At 59.5% G+C, this 17,452-nt stretch carries 20 protein-coding genes; 8 read left to right on the forward strand and 12 right to left on the reverse strand.

Annotated features, from left to right (window positions below; genetic code table 11):
• Window positions 1-56 precede the first annotated feature (56 nt).
• From AC0WRY_RS20650 to AC0WRY_RS20660, 3 genes are all read left to right on the forward strand, one after another.
• Window positions 57-515: an Hsp20 family protein gene (locus AC0WRY_RS20650; protein WP_491120718.1), complete on the forward strand. Its 459-nt coding sequence runs from the start codon at window positions 57-59 to the stop codon at window positions 513-515.
• Window positions 516-596: 81 nt separating this feature from the next.
• On the forward strand, window positions 597-1,094 hold the full coding sequence (locus AC0WRY_RS20655; protein ID WP_194402620.1) for an Hsp20/alpha crystallin family protein: 498 nt from the start codon (window positions 597-599) through the stop codon (window positions 1,092-1,094).
• 74 nt (window positions 1,095-1,168) lie between these two features.
• The gene (locus AC0WRY_RS20660; protein ID WP_027562110.1) at window positions 1,169-1,363 is read left to right on the forward strand and encodes a hypothetical protein; all 195 of its coding nucleotides are present in this window, start codon (window positions 1,169-1,171) and stop codon (window positions 1,361-1,363) included.
• Between the two features lie 47 nt (window positions 1,364-1,410).
• On the opposite strand, the gene AC0WRY_RS20665 is transcribed toward AC0WRY_RS20660, so the two are convergent.
• Together AC0WRY_RS20665 and AC0WRY_RS20670 are read right to left on the reverse strand one after the other, a co-directional pair.
• Complete coding sequence (locus AC0WRY_RS20665; RefSeq protein WP_194402621.1) at window positions 1,411-3,090, reverse strand: ATP-binding protein; 1,680 nt, start codon at window positions 3,088-3,090, stop codon at window positions 1,411-1,413.
• Window positions 3,077-4,591: an ATPase domain-containing protein gene (locus AC0WRY_RS20670; protein WP_194402622.1), complete on the reverse strand. Its 1,515-nt coding sequence runs from the start codon at window positions 4,589-4,591 to the stop codon at window positions 3,077-3,079. Before AC0WRY_RS20670 ends, AC0WRY_RS20665 begins: the two co-directional genes overlap by 14 nt.
• Before the next feature lie 297 nt (window positions 4,592-4,888).
• On the opposite strand from AC0WRY_RS20670, the gene AC0WRY_RS20675 reads away from it, so the two are divergent.
• On the forward strand, window positions 4,889-5,527 hold the full coding sequence (locus tag AC0WRY_RS20675; protein WP_246776282.1) for a MarC family protein: 639 nt from the start codon (window positions 4,889-4,891) through the stop codon (window positions 5,525-5,527).
• Between the two features lie 121 nt (window positions 5,528-5,648).
• Here the strand turns inward: AC0WRY_RS20675 and AC0WRY_RS20680 are convergent, their stop codons facing one another.
• Window positions 5,649-5,888: a hypothetical protein gene (locus AC0WRY_RS20680; RefSeq protein ID WP_194402623.1), complete on the reverse strand. Its 240-nt coding sequence runs from the start codon at window positions 5,886-5,888 to the stop codon at window positions 5,649-5,651.
• A 24-nt stretch (window positions 5,889-5,912) separates the two neighbouring features.
• Complete coding sequence (locus AC0WRY_RS20685) at window positions 5,913-6,095, reverse strand: hypothetical protein (protein WP_194408506.1); 183 nt, start codon at window positions 6,093-6,095, stop codon at window positions 5,913-5,915.
• A gap of 323 nt (window positions 6,096-6,418) precedes the next feature.
• Between AC0WRY_RS20685 and greA the strand changes: the two genes are divergently transcribed.
• Window positions 6,419-6,913, forward strand: coding sequence for a transcription elongation factor GreA (greA, locus tag AC0WRY_RS20690; RefSeq protein ID WP_491120723.1), 495 nt, complete (start codon window positions 6,419-6,421; stop codon window positions 6,911-6,913).
• A gap of 79 nt (window positions 6,914-6,992) precedes the next feature.
• On the opposite strand, the gene AC0WRY_RS20695 is transcribed toward greA, so the two are convergent.
• From AC0WRY_RS20695 to groES, 6 genes are all read right to left on the reverse strand, one after another.
• Entirely contained in the window at window positions 6,993-8,087 is a 1,095-nt protein-coding gene (locus AC0WRY_RS20695; protein WP_491120725.1) for a trypsin-like peptidase domain-containing protein, read from the reverse strand.
• Window positions 8,088-8,220: 133 nt separating this feature from the next.
• Window positions 8,221-8,556, reverse strand: coding sequence for a hypothetical protein (locus AC0WRY_RS20700; RefSeq protein WP_194402626.1), 336 nt, complete (start codon window positions 8,554-8,556; stop codon window positions 8,221-8,223).
• A gap of 143 nt (window positions 8,557-8,699) precedes the next feature.
• Window positions 8,700-9,158 (reverse strand): Hsp20 family protein, encoded by a 459-nt coding sequence (locus tag AC0WRY_RS20705; protein ID WP_194402627.1) that lies wholly within the window; start codon window positions 9,156-9,158, stop codon window positions 8,700-8,702.
• A 532-nt stretch (window positions 9,159-9,690) separates the two neighbouring features.
• Window positions 9,691-10,023, reverse strand: a complete 333-nt coding sequence (locus AC0WRY_RS20710; RefSeq protein WP_194402628.1) for a hypothetical protein — start codon at window positions 10,021-10,023, stop codon at window positions 9,691-9,693.
• A 197-nt stretch (window positions 10,024-10,220) separates the two neighbouring features.
• Entirely contained in the window at window positions 10,221-11,843 is a 1,623-nt protein-coding gene (groL, locus tag AC0WRY_RS20715; RefSeq protein ID WP_194402629.1) for a chaperonin GroEL, read from the reverse strand.
• A 35-nt stretch (window positions 11,844-11,878) separates the two neighbouring features.
• The gene (gene groES / locus AC0WRY_RS20720) at window positions 11,879-12,193 is read right to left on the reverse strand and encodes a co-chaperone GroES (RefSeq protein WP_194402630.1); all 315 of its coding nucleotides are present in this window, start codon (window positions 12,191-12,193) and stop codon (window positions 11,879-11,881) included.
• 296 nt (window positions 12,194-12,489) lie between these two features.
• Here groES and AC0WRY_RS20725 point away from each other — a divergent pair, with 296 nt between their 5' ends.
• Window positions 12,490-12,720 (forward strand): hypothetical protein, encoded by a 231-nt coding sequence (locus AC0WRY_RS20725; protein ID WP_194402631.1) that lies wholly within the window; start codon window positions 12,490-12,492, stop codon window positions 12,718-12,720.
• A gap of 43 nt (window positions 12,721-12,763) precedes the next feature.
• Here the strand turns inward: AC0WRY_RS20725 and rpoH are convergent, their stop codons facing one another.
• Both rpoH and AC0WRY_RS20735 read right to left on the reverse strand, forming a co-directional pair.
• Window positions 12,764-13,657 carry an RNA polymerase sigma factor RpoH gene (gene rpoH, locus AC0WRY_RS20730; protein WP_246776283.1) on the reverse strand — a complete coding sequence of 298 codons (894 nt, stop codon included), beginning with the start codon at window positions 13,655-13,657 and terminating at the stop codon, window positions 12,764-12,766.
• Window positions 13,658-13,921: 264 nt separating this feature from the next.
• Window positions 13,922-14,782: an NAD(P)H-dependent oxidoreductase gene (locus AC0WRY_RS20735; protein WP_491120732.1), complete on the reverse strand. Its 861-nt coding sequence runs from the start codon at window positions 14,780-14,782 to the stop codon at window positions 13,922-13,924.
• A 99-nt stretch (window positions 14,783-14,881) separates the two neighbouring features.
• Between AC0WRY_RS20735 and AC0WRY_RS20740 the strand changes: the two genes are divergently transcribed.
• Together AC0WRY_RS20740 and AC0WRY_RS20745 are read left to right on the forward strand one after the other, a co-directional pair.
• The gene (locus AC0WRY_RS20740; protein ID WP_194402634.1) at window positions 14,882-15,814 is read left to right on the forward strand and encodes a LysR family transcriptional regulator; all 933 of its coding nucleotides are present in this window, start codon (window positions 14,882-14,884) and stop codon (window positions 15,812-15,814) included.
• A 488-nt stretch (window positions 15,815-16,302) separates the two neighbouring features.
• The gene (locus AC0WRY_RS20745) at window positions 16,303-17,412 is read left to right on the forward strand and encodes an IS630 family transposase (protein WP_194402635.1); all 1,110 of its coding nucleotides are present in this window, start codon (window positions 16,303-16,305) and stop codon (window positions 17,410-17,412) included.
• Window positions 17,413-17,452: the final 40 nt, after the last annotated feature.

A 17,452-nucleotide genomic window follows, 5' to 3' on the forward strand; every position in this document is an offset into this window, starting at 1 on the left:
CACCCGGCAGGTGTCCGGGGTGCTCTTATCCATGTTGCTCAATGGAGGATATGGCTATGACCACGCTTGATCTTGCCCCCCTGTGGCGATCGACGATCGGGTTCGATCGTCTGTTTGACCTTCTCGAGGACGACTCCGGCCGATGGACCGGCGGGGACAATTACCCGCCCTACGACATCGAACGTGTCGGTGAGGACCACTACCAAATCTCGCTGGCTCTTGCCGGCTTCACCCCTCACGAGGTCTCCATCACGGCCGAGCAGAACACGCTGACTGTCGAGGGTCGCAAAGCCGAAAAGGGCAGCCATCAATATCTCTATCAAGGCATCTCTTCGCGCCCGTTCCGACGGACCTTCAATCTGGCCGAGTACGTGCAAGTGAAGGGCGCCTCGTTCGAGGATGGCATGCTCAAGATCGATCTGGTTCGGGAGGTTCCCGAGGCGATGAAGCCGGGCCAGATTGCGATCGGCACACGTGATGATCACCAGCAAGGTGAGAACAAGCAAGCGGCATAACACCGCCTGCTCGCAATTGACTTTAGCGGCGTGGCTTCGCCGCGTCGCGAAGCTTAGGAACAAAAGAAAAGGAGAAGCTCTATGGCTATCACTGATCTGATCCCCTGGGGCCGCGGTCGTGATCTGACCACCCGTCGCTCCGAAAACTACAATCCGGTTCTAACCCTGCACCGGGAGATGAACCGACTATTCGACGACGTCTTCCGCGGCTTCGATGTCGCGCCATTTGGCGGCAGCTTTCTCGAGCAGTCGATGAATTGGCCGAGCATCGAGGTCAACGAGACCGACAAGGACGTGAAGGTCACGGCGGAATTGCCAGGTCTCGAGGAGAAAGACGTCCAGATCGAACTCGCTCATGGCGTTCTCTCGATCAAGGGAGAGAAGAAGACTGAGACGGAAGACAAGGATCGCCGGTTCAGCGAGCGGTATTACGGCAGATTTGAACGCCGCATCCCGATCGAAGACGTAGACCAGGACAAGATTTCTGCTGCGTTCAAGAACGGAGTGCTGACTGTCACCATGCCAAAGCTGCCGCAAGCAGACTCCAAGGTGAAGCGTATCGCGATCAACTCGAAATGACAAACTCGACGGGAGCGGCCTCCGCTCCCGTCGTGCTTCTACTAGAGCAACCGTCCCGGGGGATGTGCCCGACCATGGACACAAAGCGGAAATCGAGTTTTGCAGGCGCTTCGGATGTCGTTGCACATGCGGAGATCGCGGCTCAGCACATCAAGGAATTGAAAGTGGCCTGTGCGAATGGGGATAAGGACGGAGCCCGTCGATCGCTGCGCCAAGCGATCAGCGAACTTGAGTTGGCTCGCGCGATGGTGCGGACCGGTCTCGACTGAGAGCGAGCGGAGCTAAGTTGCGTTCGCATGCGCCCGGCTTGAGTAGACTATTGGCTGGCTTTTGTGTGTAGCATCGCTTCGATCTTGGCTGAGAGTTCCCGCGAGGAAAACGGCTTGCTGAGGAGCATACTGCCGTTCATACGTTTGCCGGTTTCTTCGATGAGATCTGGATAGCCGCTGCAGTACACGACGGGCAGGCCGGGCTGCTGCCGTTGAAGTTCAAGCCCGACGTCCAGCCCTGAGACGCCAGGCATCGCGAGGTCGATAAGCGCCAAATCGATGGCTTGATGCGAAAGGGTTGCCAGCGCAGCATCCAGATTGTCAGCCGCGATCGCCTGGTACCCGAGATCGTCAAGCATGCTCCGGGTCGTTTCGAGCACGCTGGCGTCATCGTCCACAACAAGGATGTGCTCCCTTGCGCCTACAGGTGGAGTACTCAATTGCCGATCTTCGCGTCCCACAAGTACATCGGTCGATCGGGGCAAGAGGATCCGCACAACCGTTCCCCGCCCAACCTGACTGTCAATTTTCGCGGTCCCGCCGGACTGGCGGGCAAATCCGTAGACCTGCGACAATCCGAGTCCCGTTCCTTTACCGGGCTCCTTGGTCGTGAAGAATGGATCGAAGGCTCGGGCCAGGACTTCCGGAGGCATTCCGGTGCCGGTGTCTTTCACTGCGATCGAGACATACTCACCTGGCTTGAGCTCAGTCTGCAGATCCTCCGGGACGCCGTGGAGAACGTCTGTCTCTATCGTAAGAAGGCCACCCTCGGGCATCGCGTCCCGCGCGTTGATCGCGAGGTTGAGCAACATCAGCTCCAGTTGCGTCGCGTCGACCAATGCAGGCCAAAGGTCCTTGTGTGTGACTACGTCAACCCGAATAGAGGCGCCCAAGGTTCTGGACAACATTTCTGCAACGGTGCCCACGAGCTGATTGACGTCCACCGGCTCCGGCGCGAGACGCTGCTTACGGGAGAATGTCAGCAGCTGTCCGACGAGCTTGGCCCCGCGCTGCGCTCCATGCATCGCGTTCCGGACATACCGCTGAATGCGTTCGTCCTCCACTCGGCGGGCAATCAGCTCAAGATTGCCGATGATCGCCATCAAGAGATTGTTGAAGTCGTGTGCAATCCCGCCTGTCAATTGCCCGACTGCCTCCATTTTCTGTGCCTGACGCAGCGCGACTTCAGTGCGCTCTCGTTCCACCATTTCGTCTCTCAGCCGCCTGTTCGCTTCCGAGAGCTGCTGTGTCCGCTCTTCAACACGCCGCTCGAGCGTGTCGGCCAGCTGCTTCAATTGCCTCAGATACTGTTCAGCCTGTCGCTGCCGCCTGCGACCGCGCACTGCTGCGAGCACCGCGCTCTTGAGAGAGGTGGCGGCCAATGGTCGCTCGAGGACCGTGACGTGTCCAAGCAGATCGATGAGTTCGGTAAGAGCCGAGCCATTGTTGCCGGTTCTCAGCGTTAGCAGCACGAAAGGAAAATCCGACCATGGCGGCTGATTGGCGATCCAATCGGCCAAGGCGCCACGATGCTCGTGAACGAGCGCTTCCTCTGCAATGACGGCGGCGGCAGCATCACTCAAGCTGGACACCAGTTCGGAAAGACTCGACTGCTCTAGCGCCTGAATGCCGACGTCGCGCAGAGCCGAACAAACCACCCTGGCGTCACGGCCAAACGGCGCCAGGACGAGTACCGGGCCGCTTTGGCCCTTCTCACGACCGTCCATTGGTAGCTGCCGTAAGTAGCGCGCCGTGCTGGCCGGTGTAGATCGGGGACCCCGACAAGACGCCCTGGAATTCCGCCAGCGGCGGCCCGACGCGAATACCACGGTTATCTAGCCGGTACTCTCTAATCTCGTCTTCGTGGCGTCCGGTGCGTTTCTTCAGGACCGAGATCGCGCGGCGGATTTTTCCAGCAGCTTCGAAGAAGCGCAACAGCAAGACCGCGTCGCTCAGATAGGTGAGGTCGACGCTTGATTGCATCGACCCGACAAGGCCGTGCTGCGCAAGGGTCAGGATGGTCACGACACCGCGGTGGTTCAGATAGGTCAGCATTTCGTGCATGAGGAGCAGCATGAATTGCTCGGCAGGCATGGCGTTTTGATATCCGCTCAAGCTGTCCAGCACCACGACCCGGACATTGTCCGTCTCGACCCGCCGGCGAACCATCCCAGTGAGTTCTCCGGGGGAAAGCTCTGCGGGATCGACTTGCTCGAGCACCAACTGCCCCGATGCGATCGGCTGATCCAAGTACCAGCCCATGCCGGCTGCACGTTTCATCAGGATTGCTTTGGTCTCATCAAAGGTCACAAAGAGAGCGCGCTCACCACGAGCGAGCGCCGCCATGACGAACTGCATGGCGATGGATGATTTGCCGGAGCCGGACGGCCCCATGAGCAGGGTACTCGTGCCGCGGTCCAGACCACTACCCAGCAGTTGATCCAGCTCGCTGATCCCGCTCAGAAGCGGTTCTGCGGGAGGCATGCCGTCGACGTGCTCGGACGCAATCAGACGCGGGAACAGAACTATTCCGCCCTTGCGGATGACGAAATCATGGAAGCCACCGCGGAAGCTGCGCCCCCTCATCTTGAAGATGCGCAGCCTGCGGCGCTCCGCACCATATTGCAGCGCATTATGCTCAAGCCTGACGACGCCATGGACGAGACTGTGCAGATTGAGATCGTCGGCCTGATCGGTAAGGTCGTCCAGAAACAACCCGGTGCAGCCCTCCTGGGCTAGGAAGTGCTTCAGAGCAATGACCTGCCGGCGGTATCGCAGCGGATTTTGCGCCAGGAGCCTAATTTCGGAGAGGCTATCGAAAACGACCCGCTTCGGTGCAACCCGCCTCACCTCGTCGAAGGTCATTTTCGTCGTTTCGCCAAGCTCAAGGTCAGAGGCATAGACGACGGTCTGTTGCTGCTTCGGGTCGAGGCTGAGTTCCGCCGGGACGAGCTCAAAAATCTCGATCCCATCGAGATCCCAGCCGTGGGTTTCGGCTACTTGCCGCAGTTCGTCCTTGCTTTCGGAGAGCGTGATGTACAGACGGCGCTCCCCCCTGGAGACGCCGTCGAGAAGAAACTGCAGGGCCAGGGTGGTCTTGCCGGTTCCCGGCTGGCCCTCGATCAAGTGCACGCGGTGCGATGCGTATCCGCCATCGAGAATGCCATCGAAGCCGGCGATGCCCGTAGACATTGCCTGCGTTTTGGTGCTGCCTTCAGGAATGTTCATTTGTCTTCCGATTTGCCCAAGCGCGCGCTAGCCAGCAGGCGTCGCTCCGCCCGGCCGGCATGGCTGGATGTGATTGGCGTGGTTTTCGCGAAGACAGGGCCAAGGCCCTTGAGCAGGCACCATGACTGCAAACATCTTCCTGAAGCGTATTTTCGTACGAATTTCCCACGTTCTGTCAAGCCGCTGGAACTGCCGCGGGCCGGAACCCGGACGGGAGGTTGGAGTTACCCGGCTCCCACGAAGCATCTCTGAGCACGACCCTGCTCGGCGGGCCAAAGCAAAGGGACTCGGAAGACTGTGGCTTTGAATCAGTTTGTCGGCACTATCATGCTTCTCTACGCCCTGACGAACCCGGTCGGAGCCATCCCGGTTTTCCTGGCAATGACCGGGCGCGCCGGCGCGGTGAAGACCCACCGGATCATCGTTTTGGCCTGCGCAGCGGTAGCTGTTTTCTTCGTTGGGTCTGCAATGTTTGGGAAGGAGATCTTGGCCTTCTTCAATGTGGGGCTCGATGACTTTCGGATCGCGGGTGGACTGCTCGTTCTGGTGATCGCGTTCGAAATGTTTCAGGCACATTATGGAAAGTTCATTCCTCGCACAGATGAGGCGAACTATAGCGAGGTCGACATACATGGTCTGGCCATCACGCCATTTGCATTTCCGTTGCTGGTGGGGCCGGCTGAGTTGAGCATCATGATCACCCTCTCGAACGATAACCCAGGATGGCTTGGCAAGGCCTTCTTGGCCGCCGCAGCCGTTCTCGCGACGTCGCTGATCGGTTTGACATTGTGGATGGCTGCTGCGATCGAACGCTTCCTGGGGCGAACCGGCATCAACATTATGACCCGTGTAATGGCCCTCATCATCGCGGCAATCGCCGTGAATTTCATCATGACGGGAATCAAGAGCCAACTGCCTGGCTTGGTGAGCCGGTAGGACAATCCAGTGACTGCCAACTGCGGCATGATGTCGTTTTATTTGGGCAAGTCTTGGCCACGCTGGCGCGATCGCAGCTCCATCGAAATCAATCCCTCATCTCAAGAAGACGCGCCCGGGACTACGCCGCCGAGTTGAAGTCGCTCCTCTTGGCCCGCTCAGCCGCTGCACGGCTTACCGCAATCGCCATCCAATCTCGCAACAAACCTCTGTCCTCCCTGGAAAAGGACGCTCGCCGTTTGAGATCCTCAAGAGTCTCGCCGGGATGGCATCGCTCGAAGTCCTCGCGGATCAGCGATTCGAGATATGCCGTCTCATCTTGAGCTGCACCGCCCAAATCGGAATCCGGCTCGTTCGGCATAGATGCCCCCCCTTTCCGCGGTTCTCAAAGCCTATCCGGGCTATCAACTGCGTCCAGTTCGGCATCTATTTTTTCGAGAAGACGTTCGATCTCCTCGCGCTCCCTTGGACCTGGATCTTCTTCCAGGCGGCTGATCAGGTGCTGCTTTCGCGTCAGGAGCCTTGCCACGCTCATCATCGGAGGCGTGAGTTCGGGATGCTGGTACATTGGTCGACACCCTATCTTCATTGTCGCAATGCAGCCAAGGCGACACTCCGAAGCGCTCGGCCGGGAGAGTGCCAGAGTCCGCTCTGGATACGCGCAAAACTCCCGATCGGAACGTCAGTTCCTCCAACGCTAAGAGGGATCGCTATGGAGCAGCAATCCATCCAGCGCAGGGTTGATCGCTAAGGGCAAAGGCGCGCCTTGGAACAGGCGATGTTCAGCATAGTTGCCAGCCGAATGGCGCCGAGTGCGGGGCGGCCGGCAAACGACAGCGCGGCCGTTCTTGGCTCTCGGCAGCGCTCTTAGGAAACCCGGTAGCGAATGCGATGCCAACCCTCCCGATGACTGCGGCCGGTTATGCCGCTCTTCAGACCGAATTAGCCAACCGCATACGAATTACGCGGCCCCATCTTGCCGAGCGTATTCAGCAAGCGATCGCGGACGAACCCAATCTCATTGAGAATTCTGAGTATCAGGCTGCGCAGACCGAGCAAGGCCTCAACGAGGCTCGCATAGCCGAGTTGGAAACCAAACTTGCACGTGCAGAGGTCATCGATGTCTCGAAGCTCTCCGGCGAAACCGTCAAATTCGGCGCGACGGTCACGCTGACGGATCTGGATACGGGCGAGGAGCGAATTTGCCACATCGTCGGCGAGCCGGAAGCCGATGCGGCCAGAGGCAAGATTTCAGTCAGCTCACCCCTCGCACGAGCGTTGATAAGCAAGTCCCAAGGCGCAGTCGTAGCTGTCGAGACCCCAGGAGGCGACAAGAGTTACAAGATTGAGCAAGTTAGGTGGAAAATGCAGACGGTCCGGCTTTGAGCCAATAGGGCCTGCCTGGGCATTGCTCACCTTGCGGATCTGGCTGTGGACCGGCCACATTGTCTCGCACCCGTTCGCATTAGCGCGAAAGGCGAGTGGATGTACTGCTTGCCTGGATGGGCGGAGCAACCTTCACGACTGCGGAACTGGTTTGGCCGCCCCGCACGATAGTAAGCTTCACATCCTGACCGACGCGTGAAAGGCCGATTTTGTTACGAAGTTGTGACGCGGTGCGGATCGGACGGTCATCTGCCATGACCACGATATCATCCTTTCGCAAGCCGGCCTTTTCAACCGGAGAGTCTGGCGCGACCTCCGCGATCACTGCCCCTTCGTTGCGGCCTTGGTTCGTCGACGGTTGGAGCTCGCGCAGTGAAACGCCAATGCGGCCACGCTCAACGTGTCCCTGAGCTACAATCTGCTCCATAACCAGCCGGGCCATATTCACGGGAATTGCAAAGCCGATCCCGACATTCCCTCCGCCCGGCGAAATGATCGCGGAGTTGATGCCGACCAACTCGCCGCGAAGATTCACCAATGCGCCGCCGGAATTTCCCGGATTGATCGCAGCGTCGGTCTGGATGAAGTCTTCGTAGCCGTCCTTGCTCAAGCCAGTGCGACCTAGCGCACTGACGAGCCCGGACGTAACGGTCTGGCCGAGACCAAAGGGATTTCCGATCGCGAGCACGAAATCCCCGACCTCAAGCGCATCACTGTCGCCGAAAGGCAGTCCCTGAAGGCCGGCAGGGTTTTGGATCTGCAGCACTGCAACGTCAGTCGGCGGGTCGCGCCCGATCACTTTCGCAGATAACTGCCGGCCGTCCTTGGTCGTGATCTGAACGACTGAAGCGCCTTCGACAACATGATTGTTGGTCAAGACATAGCCGCGCTTGGCATCGACGATGACTCCCGAACCGGTCGAATTGATTTCCTTCTCGACCTGCTTGGGAATGTCGAAAAACTCACGAAAGAACGGATCCCGATAAAGCGGATTGTCCTCACGGACACGGCCGTGCACGGAAATATTCACAACAGCGGGCGTCACCTGTCGAACCACCGGCGCCAATGTTGGCACAGAACCACCCGTCTTCAGGTTCGGCACTTGGGCTATAGCCGGTGAAGCCCCGAATAGCACCACCACCAGAAGCCACAATATTGTTCGCTGCCCCAACATTCCGATCACCCTTGCATGCTTGTGGGATCGTCAATCTGAAGCAGAAGCGCTCCTTCCAATGCTAGGAGCGAAATTGCCCAAGCTGCTGCGGCATGGCCAAGCAGCACGATCGCTAGAACGGCTTCCGTGACCATCACAGCGCCCTGCGCTGAGCGGCGGCAGCCCAGGGCCGCCGCAGCCGCATGGGGACGCCACCGCCACGGGGCGGATCGTCATCGCCGTCTCCGTCGAGTTGGCGCAACGCTGCCAGTATGTCTGCCAACTTCACAGCGTGGCCCGTTCCGGGGACCTCCCGCAGGTCGGGACAGGATTCCACGGCGTACATGTCCGACGCCCACGAGGACAGGATGATCCGCTTCTCAGGCGTCGAGAGCTCCTTGTCCTTCAGGACTTCCGTCGGAGAAACGTAGTGAGCGGCGGAGTGGAAGAATGGGTGAAGACCATCGCCGTCGATTTTTACGTTAGTCATGGCTCGCCTCCCTATTCACTCCTTTCCAAGGGATGGTGCTCGAGATTTGGGTGGCGGCGCAGTCGATGTCGCCACCCATGTTGAGATAAAATAGGACAGAGAACGACTTCCGTTGAGAATCGCCCGTCCATGGATCGAGGCTACTAAGCGGCCTTCTTCTGCTCGATCTGCGGTGAAGCAGCTGCTCCACTTCCGATCTGGATCTTGCGCGGCTTCATCGCTTCCGGAATCTCTCGAACGAGATCAATGACCAAGAGACCGTCCTGGAAGGATGCCTGCTTCACCTGAACGTAGTCGGCCAGACTGAAGACTCTCCGGAACGGTCGCGCCGAAATACCTTGATACAGATACTCGCGCGCAGCACCATCGGATTTCCTGCCCTCGATCGTGAGAGCATTCTGTTCAGCCGTCACCGAGATATCGTTGGCACCGAAGCCTGCCACCGCCAGCGTGATTCGATAGTGGTCCTCGCCGGACCGCTCGATATTGTACGGCGGGTAGTTGTCCTCCGTCGGCTGGCGCGACATGCCGTCGACGAGGTCAGCCAGATGATCGAAGCCGACCGTGGTGCGCCAAAGTGGTGCGAAATCAAGTGTCCTCATAGCCAAGTCCTCCAAAGAGCAATATGGATACGAAGCAAGGCAGGATCGGAGTTTCGATTATCGTCGAACACCCCGGTCCAGCGCCTCGTGCCGAGCCCTGCCTGGCGCTCGACACACCGCAGTCGCGGTCGAGAAACGAACTAGAACTGACACTCGTGAATTCAAGAGGCTGTGCACTTTTTCTGACCGAACCTCGCCTAGCGGCTCAGCGACTACGCGGCCAGGCGATCCGGGTGAGCGCCCCGGCGCAGGCCATCCATGACTCGCTGCTCTCGCTCACTCCGGGCTTGATTGAGCTGCCGCTCTTGCTCGCTCCTCGCGGTTGAGAGCAGGCTCGCGTAGTGACCGATCACCTTCTGACAGCCTCGGATAAGGAAGTCGCGGACGCCAAGCTCGACTGCTGTGCTTGAGGCTGCATCGGAGCTCCCGCGCACGGAATACCTCGCCGAATTCGCTTCAAGCATGATTGTCGCTCGCTCTTGATGACTTTGCATAAGGTAGTGAGCGGCCTTAGCGGGCCGCTCACTGACATTCAGCTAGCTGCCGCCAGTCCGGCGGGATAGGGCGTCGGCTGCGGCCAAATACCCGTCGGCGCGGAGGTCTGCGGCAGCAAGATGTCGATCTTCATCGTTGCCGCCGCAGGCTGCCACTTCAGCCACGGCATCGTGTCGAGATACGGGATTGGCGGCAGTGGCAGTCCAGTGAACGCACCCTGTGTAGCCTCGGCTCCCCGCGGGCTTTCCATGCCGTAAGCACCGAAGGCGGTCAGGGACATTGCGCTGCCCATGACCAGAGCGAGCAGTCGTCGCCGCAAATTGCGGTTGGTCTCCGTCCGGGCGGAGAACGTATGGTGATGGCTCAGCATCTATACTCCTCCCATCGTTCGAAAACAGATCCAGGCAATGGTGACAAAGCTCAGGGAGAACATGAACCAATGGATCGCGTCCTGCCTCATCCTGAGCCGACGACGATTAGACTTGTTCATGGGACACTCCATCTTTGGAAGCGGTCTTCTCTCCTCTCATCGGTGGAGCCCGGCCTTGATCGGCCGGGCTCTCTCGTTCAGAAGTCCATGGCGGGAGCGGCCGGAACTGGTTCAGCTTTCTTCGGCTTTTCCGCCACCAGTGCCTCGGTCGTGATCAGCAGCGAAGCTATCGACGCGGCGTCCTGCAAGGCGGTGCGGACGACTTTGGCGGGATCGATCACACCGGCTTTCACCAAGTCCTCGTACTCGCCAGTCGCCGCGTTGAAGCCCCAGTTGTAGCTCTGGTGCTCCAGAAGCTTGCCGACGACCAATGAACCATCCTCGCCGGCGTTCTGCACGATTTGGCGAGCCGGCACCTGGATTGCACGGCGGATGATATCGATACCGGCCTTTTGGTCGGCATTTGACGTCTTGATACCGCCAAGCGCCTTGAGAGACCGCAGAAGCGCTACCCCGCCGCCGGGGAGAATGCCTTCCTCCACCGCTGCGCGGGTAGCATGCATCGCATCGTCGACACGGTCTTTGCGCTCCTTGACTTCGACCTCCGTCGCACCACCCACCCGGATCACGGCGACGCCTCCGGCAAGTTTGGCGAGGCGCTCTTGCAGTTTTTCACGATCATAGTCGGAGGTCGTTTCCTCGATCTGAAGCCTGATTTGCTGGGCGCGCGCCTCGATATCCTTCTTGGCGCCCGCGCCTCCGACGATGGTGGTATTGTCCTTGTCAATGACCACCTTCTTGGCGCGCCCGAGCATCTTCACCGTCACGTTTTCCAGCTTGATGCCGAGGTCCTCGCTGATGACATTGCCGCCGGTCAGGATCGCGATGTCCTCCAGCATGGCCTTGCGACGATCGCCGAAGCCAGGCGCCTTGACGGCCGCGACCTTCAATCCGCCGCGCAGCCTGTTGACGACCAATGTCGCAAGCGCTTCACCTTCGATGTCCTCTGCGATGATCAGGAGTGGCTTACCGGACTGAACGACCTGCTCCAACAGCGGCAGCATGGTCTGCAAGCCGGACAGCTTCTTCTCGTGAATCAGAACGTAAGGATCCTCGAGTTCGACGCGCATCTTCTCAGGGTTCGTGACGAAATATGGCGAGATATAGCCGCGGTCAAACTGCATACCCTCAACCACTTCGAGTTCGGTATGCAGGCTCTTGGCCTCCTCGACGGTAATCACGCCCTCATTGCCGACCTTATTCATGGCGTCGGCCAGGAAGCGGCCGATCTCGGTATCACCATTGGCGGAGATTGTGCCGACCTGCGCGATTTCGTCATTGGCGGTGATTTTCTTGGCGTGGGATTTCAGATCGGTCACGATGGCCTCGACAGCGAGGTCGATCCCCCGCTTCAGGTCCATCGGGTTCATGCCGGCGGCGACGGATTTGCTGCCCTCCTTGAAGATGGCCTGAGCGAGCACGGTCGCCGTTGTGGTGCCGTCACCGGCGGCATCGCTCGTCTTTGAGGCGACCTCGCGCACCATCTGCGCGCCCATGTTCTCGAACTTGTCCTCCAGTTCGACCTCTTTGGCGACGGTTACGCCATCTTTGGTGATGCGCGGCGCACCGAACGATTTCTCGATCACGACGTTACGCCCCTTCGGACCGAGTGTGACCTTCACCGCGTTTGCCAGTGTGTCGACGCCCCGCAGCATGCGCTCTCGGGCCTCGGTTGCGAACTTCACGTCCTTGGCAGCCATTTGATCTCTCCTTTCCTCCTATGACTGTCAGCGCGCTAAGCTGCCTTCTTGACGGTCGCTGTCGTGTCGACAACACCTAGAAGGTCGCTCTCCTTCATGATCAGGAATTCTTCGCCGTCAATCTTGACCTCCGTGCCAGACCACTTGCCGAACAGGACACGGTCACCGGGCTTGACGTCGAGTTGAACGAGCTGGCCATGCTCGTTGCGTGCGCCTGGGCCAGTGGCGACAATCTCGCCCTGCTGCGGCTTCTCCTTTGCTGTGTCTGGAATGATGATGCCGCCGGCGGTTTTCTCCTCGGCGTCGAGACGTCGCACGAGCACGCGATCGTGCAAGGGACGGAAATGCATGCACATCCTCCTTGGGTAGGTTCAGCGATGTCCAAAATCCGGGTCCGTAACGGCCCCCGGGCGAAAAAGCACGTAGGAGCGAGGGATCTACTTTCAAGGGGAAGGAAGAAAATTTTTGGCGGCGAAGGCCGGCTCGTCGCTATCGCTCGCGGCTCGCATCCGGAGAGTCTTCCCCAGCGTCCAGAATCGCTCGCCGCGCGTTGAAAACTGAGATCATCAAACCGAGATGTTTTCTCGGCTGCGGAGCAAACTCTGCGCAGCAAATTGGAGCATCTTCGAAAGGAGGATAACCAGAGATGCGGACTTTATTGGTACTTGCTGCTCTACTCGGGATGGTGGTTTCGCTGCAGGCGAAAGAAGCGGATTCGTCGCGAGCGGTGCGAAGCTCCGACGCCGCGGTTAAGCAGTTTGTCAGCAATCAAAGCGGCCAGCCGCGCGGCAAGCCCGCAAGAACAAGGTCCGAGGGCGGCAAGGACCGTGAATTCTCGGCGGAAGCCATCGTGCCTGATATCTGCACCGGCTGCTGATCCATCGATCAGCAGCCGGCCAGCGGTCTTTTGTGTTCTGCTTCTAGTATGCGCTTGCTGAAGCAGCCTCAAAATCCGGAAGGCGTACGCACATCATCGTCTTGATGCGCTTCAACGCACGCTGCTCGATCTGGCGGATACGCTCACGAGAAATCCCGAAGGTATTGGCAAGATCGTCAAGCGTGCTTTGCTCTTCCGCCATGTAACGGGCTTCGACGATGGTGCGTTCTCGCGGAGAGAGCGCACTCAGCGCCTCCGAGAGTGCGGCCTTCTGCCGTTCACGGTCTCCGGCATCCACAAGCTGGGTTTCAGGATCAGGAGATGAATCGGCGAGCCTGTCTTGCCATTGCTCGCCTTCTTCGTCACTGAGCTGAACGTTCAGCGTCATGTCGCCACGGATCCGTCCGTTCATCTCGACGACGTCGGTTTCCCTAACTTGAAGATGTTCCGAGATCTGCTTCACCTGCTCCGGCGAAAGCTCGCCATCGTCCGGCGCACCAAGGCGTCTCTTCAACTTTCGAAGGTTGAAGAACAGCTTTTTTTGCGCTGCAGTTGTGCCGAGCTTGACGAGTGACCACGATCTCAGGACGAACTCCTGCACGGACGCCCTGATCCACCAGGCGGCATAGGTCGCCAGGCGAAATCCCTTCTCAGGGTCGAACCGCTTGACGGCCAGCATCAATCCGACGTTGGCTTCCGAGATGAGATCGGCGATGGGCAATCCATAGCGCCGATATTTCAGCGCGATCTTGGCAGCCAATCGTAGATGGCTCGTCACCAGACGGTAGGCAGCTTCGCGATCCCCGGAATCGCGAAGACGCCTTGCATACATCACTTCTTCGGATGCATCGAGCAGCGGGAAGCTACGGATCTCCTGCAGATACCGCGACAACCCGGCTTCCGAATGGATGGCAGGGAGGGCTGACTTGATTGACATGACCTGCCCTCCTTCAGAAGCCATCGCCGCTCTTGAGCTCTAACGAGCGGCCAGAGGGAAGACGCAGCCGCGCGGACCCACCGAGGTGAGTGGGGCTGATCGACTGCCATGCGACGATACAGGTAGCTTTCATATCCAAATCCTCCATGGAGCAAAATGGTACGAGCCGCCGTGTCGCCTGGCTTAGCTGGGCCCTGAGGCGCCCAACGGCACTCAGGCCGGCGGCGCCAAAAGAACTGCGAACCCAATGGGTTGTTCCCAGTATCAGCTAGCTAATTCGTCGGAAGCCAAGCTGCCGCGGCCCGATAAGGCGGAGGACGCGTGCGGCCTACTCTCCTGCCTGCCATGACCTTCTCGATCGAGGTGAAGTGCGAATCCGCTTGTGCCGGGAGCCTCTAGCCCGGCGCGGAGTTGCATGCTCGGGATCAGGTAATCGCCACCATTCTGTCGCCGGTACGGAATGGGCGCGGTGGTCGCGAGCGCGCGCATCCGCTCACGCAATTCTTCGGCAATAGGCGCAAAACCGGCGTCGTCCAGCCGGTCCACGCGATAGACCACGAAGGGCGGAAGGACTTCATAGCCGGGATAGTAGAGAATGCCGTGATTGATGGGGAACAGCAGGTCGTCGATCGGCCCGTTGACGCCGCGATCGGAATAGTGCTCCTCCCATCCACCGGCAGTCACGACCAGCATCGCGCGCTTGCCCTTCAAAGTCCCGTCGCCATAGCGATCGCCCCACCGCTTGTCGCTGTGTTCGCCGACCCCATACGCGAACCCGTAGGCGAACACCCGGTCGACCCAGCCCTTGAGGATCGCCGGCATCGAAAACCACCACAGCGGAAACTGCAGAATCAGGACATCCGCCCATAACAGCTTTTCGATCTCGGCTTTCACGTCGCTGGTCAACGAGCCCGCCTCGAAAGCCTGCTTGGAGGCCGCGGCCGGCTTGAGCCGTTCACCTTGCCCGAGCGACGGAAAGTCCCCCCTGCCGACCTCCGACTTCCAGCCCTGGCCATAGAGATCCGACACCTGCACGTCGTGCCCGAGCCGCTCGAGTTCCCTCACAGCGACGTCTAGCAGCGCGCCGTTCAGCGAGCGCGGCTCCGGATGGGCGAAGACAATCAATACTTTCCTGACAGCACCTCCTGATGAGTGACGTTGATCAGGTGGCGCGCAAGGCGGCGATCTAGTAGATGTCAGTAATGGATATGATTATGCCGAAAAATGGATAAATCAGAAGTCACGCTTGAGCGCATGCGCACCTTCGTCCGGGTCGCCGAGCGGGGCAATCTGTCCGCGGTCGCGCGCGAGCTGGAAGTCGGGCAGTCAACGGTGACGCGCCATTTGCGGGAGCTAGAGGACGCGGTCGGCGTGCCGCTGCTCAGCAGAACCACGCGCCGGGTGACGATGACTGAAGAGGGGGCGCGCTATTATCGCCACTGCGTCCAGATCCTCCGCCAGGTTGATTTGGCCGGCGAGGAAGCGCGCAGCACACGCGGCGCGGCAGCGGGTACGGTACGCATCTCGTGTACCGCGGCCTTCGGAGTACTGCACGTCAGCCGATTCATCTTCGCTTTTCAGGACCGCCATCCGGACATCCTGGTTGATCTCAGCCTCACGGATGAGCGCATCGACCTCGTGCAGGAAGGCGTCGATATTGCCCTCCGGCTTGGGCCACTTGGTGACAGCTCGATGAAGCTGAAGGCGCTGGGCCAATCCCGCCGAATGCTCGTCGCCGCACCGAGCTATCTAGCCGAACGCGGCAAGCCGGCGCGGCCGCAAGACTTGGCAGATCACGAAGGCGTCAGGATGTCTAATATCGCAGGCAGCGATCTACTCGTACTGCATGGTCAGCGCGGCGGGCGCCATGTGGTGCCATTCGGGGGGCGCTTGCGCGTTGATCATGGACTTGCAGCAAGAGAGGCCCTCGTAGCCGGACGCGGGATAGCGCCTGCACATCTCTGGCTGGTCGAGGATCTCCTCGCCGCTAACAAGCTCGAAGTGGTGCTTCCCGAATTTTCGCCACCGTCCGTTCCGCTGAACATGCTGATCGTACCGGAACGGTTGGGCATCGCCCGAGTGCGCTTGTTGGCCGATTTTCTCTCGGCACAAATCGCGCAAACACCTGGGATCAAAAAGCCGTCGCATGGAGCCTAGCGATCGGTCGATAGCGCAGCCGAACCTGCGAGGGTGCTTCACCAGTCGTGTGCCCTGCCTGCCCTGCTTTTCCGGTAACGAAGAGACCGGGCCACGATGGAAGCCGGAGCGGCGGCCCAGCCCCCACCGATTCTGCGAAATACAGCAACCACTCCGAGACTTTCGCCGGCTCATCATCAACGTTGTTCTGCTATTCTGATTCTCTCGACCTCCATTTTCTCCGTCCCACAACTGATGACAGCGCGAGCAAGCAAGTCGCGCGCCCTGAACGAAGGCCCGGCGGGAACCGGGCCTTCTTTTCATCACCAGTACCAGTACGGATAAACCGGAGGATAATAGCGGACTACCCGGTACGGACGGCCATAGTAGTAGGGCGGGCCATAGACCGGTCCATAATAGACTGGTGGTGCAGTGGCGGCCGCTAGTCATCTGGAACGCAAGTTCGTCACATTAGTTGATAGCTCGAAGCTCTACAGAGGAGAGTGCTCGTGGCGAATGCGGGTGTGCGAGGCCGGCCGATTGCGCCGTTGGTGCTGAGTCAGCAGGAGCGGACGTACCTGGAGAGGCAAGTTCGTCGTCATCGTGTTGCCCGGTCGCTATCTGAGCGATGCCGCGCGATCCTGCGATGCGCGGATGGATTGCCTAGCAAGTCTGTGGCTGCCGAACTCGGCCTCCACGAACACACCGTTGGCAAGTGGCGTCGCCGATTTTTGAAGGACCGCTGTGATGGCCTGCTTGACGAGGCACGCCCTGGCCGCCCTCGAACCATCAACGATGATCAGGTTGCCGCGGTGATCGAGCGGACGTTGCGGACGACGCCAGCCGATGCGACGCACTGGTCGATCCGCTCGATGGCTGCGGAAACCGGCTTTTCCCACACCACGATCCGCCGAATGTGGGCGGCGTTCGGCTTGCAGCCGCACCGTAGCCAGACATTCAAGCTATCGAGCGATCCGCTGTTCGTCGACAAGGTACGCGACATCGTCGGCCTTTACCTGTCCCCACCGAACCGAGCCCTTGTTCTGAGCATCGATGAGAAAAGCCAGATTCAGGCACTCGATCGCGAGCAGCCGGTCTTGCCGATGATGCCCGGCATACCGGAGCGTCGTACGCACAGCTATGTGCGGCATGGTACGACCACGCTGTTTGCCGCGCTCGATGTCGCCTCGGGGTTCGTCATCGGCAAATGCTACAAGCGCCACCGGGCAGTCGAGTTCTTGAAGTTTCTAAAAGAGATCGATGCTCAAGTCCCTGAAGGCCTCGATGTCCATATCGTCATGGACAACTACGCCACCCACAAGACACCCAGGATCAAAGCGTGGCTCGCCCGTCGGCCGCATTATCATGTCCACTTCACGCCGACTTCCGCGTCATGGATCAATCAGGTCGAACGCTGGTTCGCTGAGCTCACCAGAAAGCAGATCCAGCGAGGTGTTCACACCTCCGTCAGGCAGCTCGAGGCCGATATCCGTACCTTCATCGACCTGCACAACAAAAATCCCAAGCCCTTCAAATGGACCAAGTCCGCAGACCAGATTTTGGCTTCCGTCAAACGCTTCTGCCACAAAGCCCAGCAGACTTTATGTGGCGAACTTTAGATTCACGTGACTAGTGTTCCAGCAAACAATCCGAGAGCAA

This window comes from Bradyrhizobium sp. T-12, assembly GCF_058314695.1.

Coding starts and splice junctions, on each gene's coding strand:
- AC0WRY_RS20650 (WP_491120718.1), top strand. CDS start 57: ATGACCACGCTTGATCTTGCCCCCCTGTGGCGATCGACGATCGGGTTC.
- AC0WRY_RS20655 (WP_194402620.1), top strand. CDS start 597: ATGGCTATCACTGATCTGATCCCCTGGGGCCGCGGTCGTGATCTGACC.
- AC0WRY_RS20660 (WP_027562110.1), top strand. CDS start 1,169: ATGGACACAAAGCGGAAATCGAGTTTTGCAGGCGCTTCGGATGTCGTT.
- AC0WRY_RS20665 (WP_194402621.1), bottom strand. CDS start 3,090: ATGGACGGTCGTGAGAAGGGCCAAAGCGGCCCGGTACTCGTCCTGGCG.
- AC0WRY_RS20670 (WP_194402622.1), bottom strand. CDS start 4,591: ATGAACATTCCTGAAGGCAGCACCAAAACGCAGGCAATGTCTACGGGC.
- AC0WRY_RS20680 (WP_194402623.1), bottom strand. CDS start 5,888: ATGCCGAACGAGCCGGATTCCGATTTGGGCGGTGCAGCTCAAGATGAG.
- AC0WRY_RS20685 (WP_194408506.1), bottom strand. CDS start 6,095: ATGTACCAGCATCCCGAACTCACGCCTCCGATGATGAGCGTGGCAAGG.
- greA (WP_491120723.1), top strand. CDS start 6,419: ATGCCAACCCTCCCGATGACTGCGGCCGGTTATGCCGCTCTTCAGACC.
- AC0WRY_RS20695 (WP_491120725.1), bottom strand. CDS start 8,087: ATGTTGGGGCAGCGAACAATATTGTGGCTTCTGGTGGTGGTGCTATTC.
- AC0WRY_RS20700 (WP_194402626.1), bottom strand. CDS start 8,556: ATGACTAACGTAAAAATCGACGGCGATGGTCTTCACCCATTCTTCCAC.
- AC0WRY_RS20705 (WP_194402627.1), bottom strand. CDS start 9,158: ATGAGGACACTTGATTTCGCACCACTTTGGCGCACCACGGTCGGCTTC.
- AC0WRY_RS20710 (WP_194402628.1), bottom strand. CDS start 10,023: ATGCTGAGCCATCACCATACGTTCTCCGCCCGGACGGAGACCAACCGC.
- groL (WP_194402629.1), bottom strand. CDS start 11,843: ATGGCTGCCAAGGACGTGAAGTTCGCAACCGAGGCCCGAGAGCGCATG.
- groES (WP_194402630.1), bottom strand. CDS start 12,193: ATGCATTTCCGTCCCTTGCACGATCGCGTGCTCGTGCGACGTCTCGAC.
- AC0WRY_RS20725 (WP_194402631.1), top strand. CDS start 12,490: ATGCGGACTTTATTGGTACTTGCTGCTCTACTCGGGATGGTGGTTTCG.
- rpoH (WP_246776283.1), bottom strand. CDS start 13,657: ATGTCAATCAAGTCAGCCCTCCCTGCCATCCATTCGGAAGCCGGGTTG.
- AC0WRY_RS20740 (WP_194402634.1), top strand. CDS start 14,882: ATGGATAAATCAGAAGTCACGCTTGAGCGCATGCGCACCTTCGTCCGG.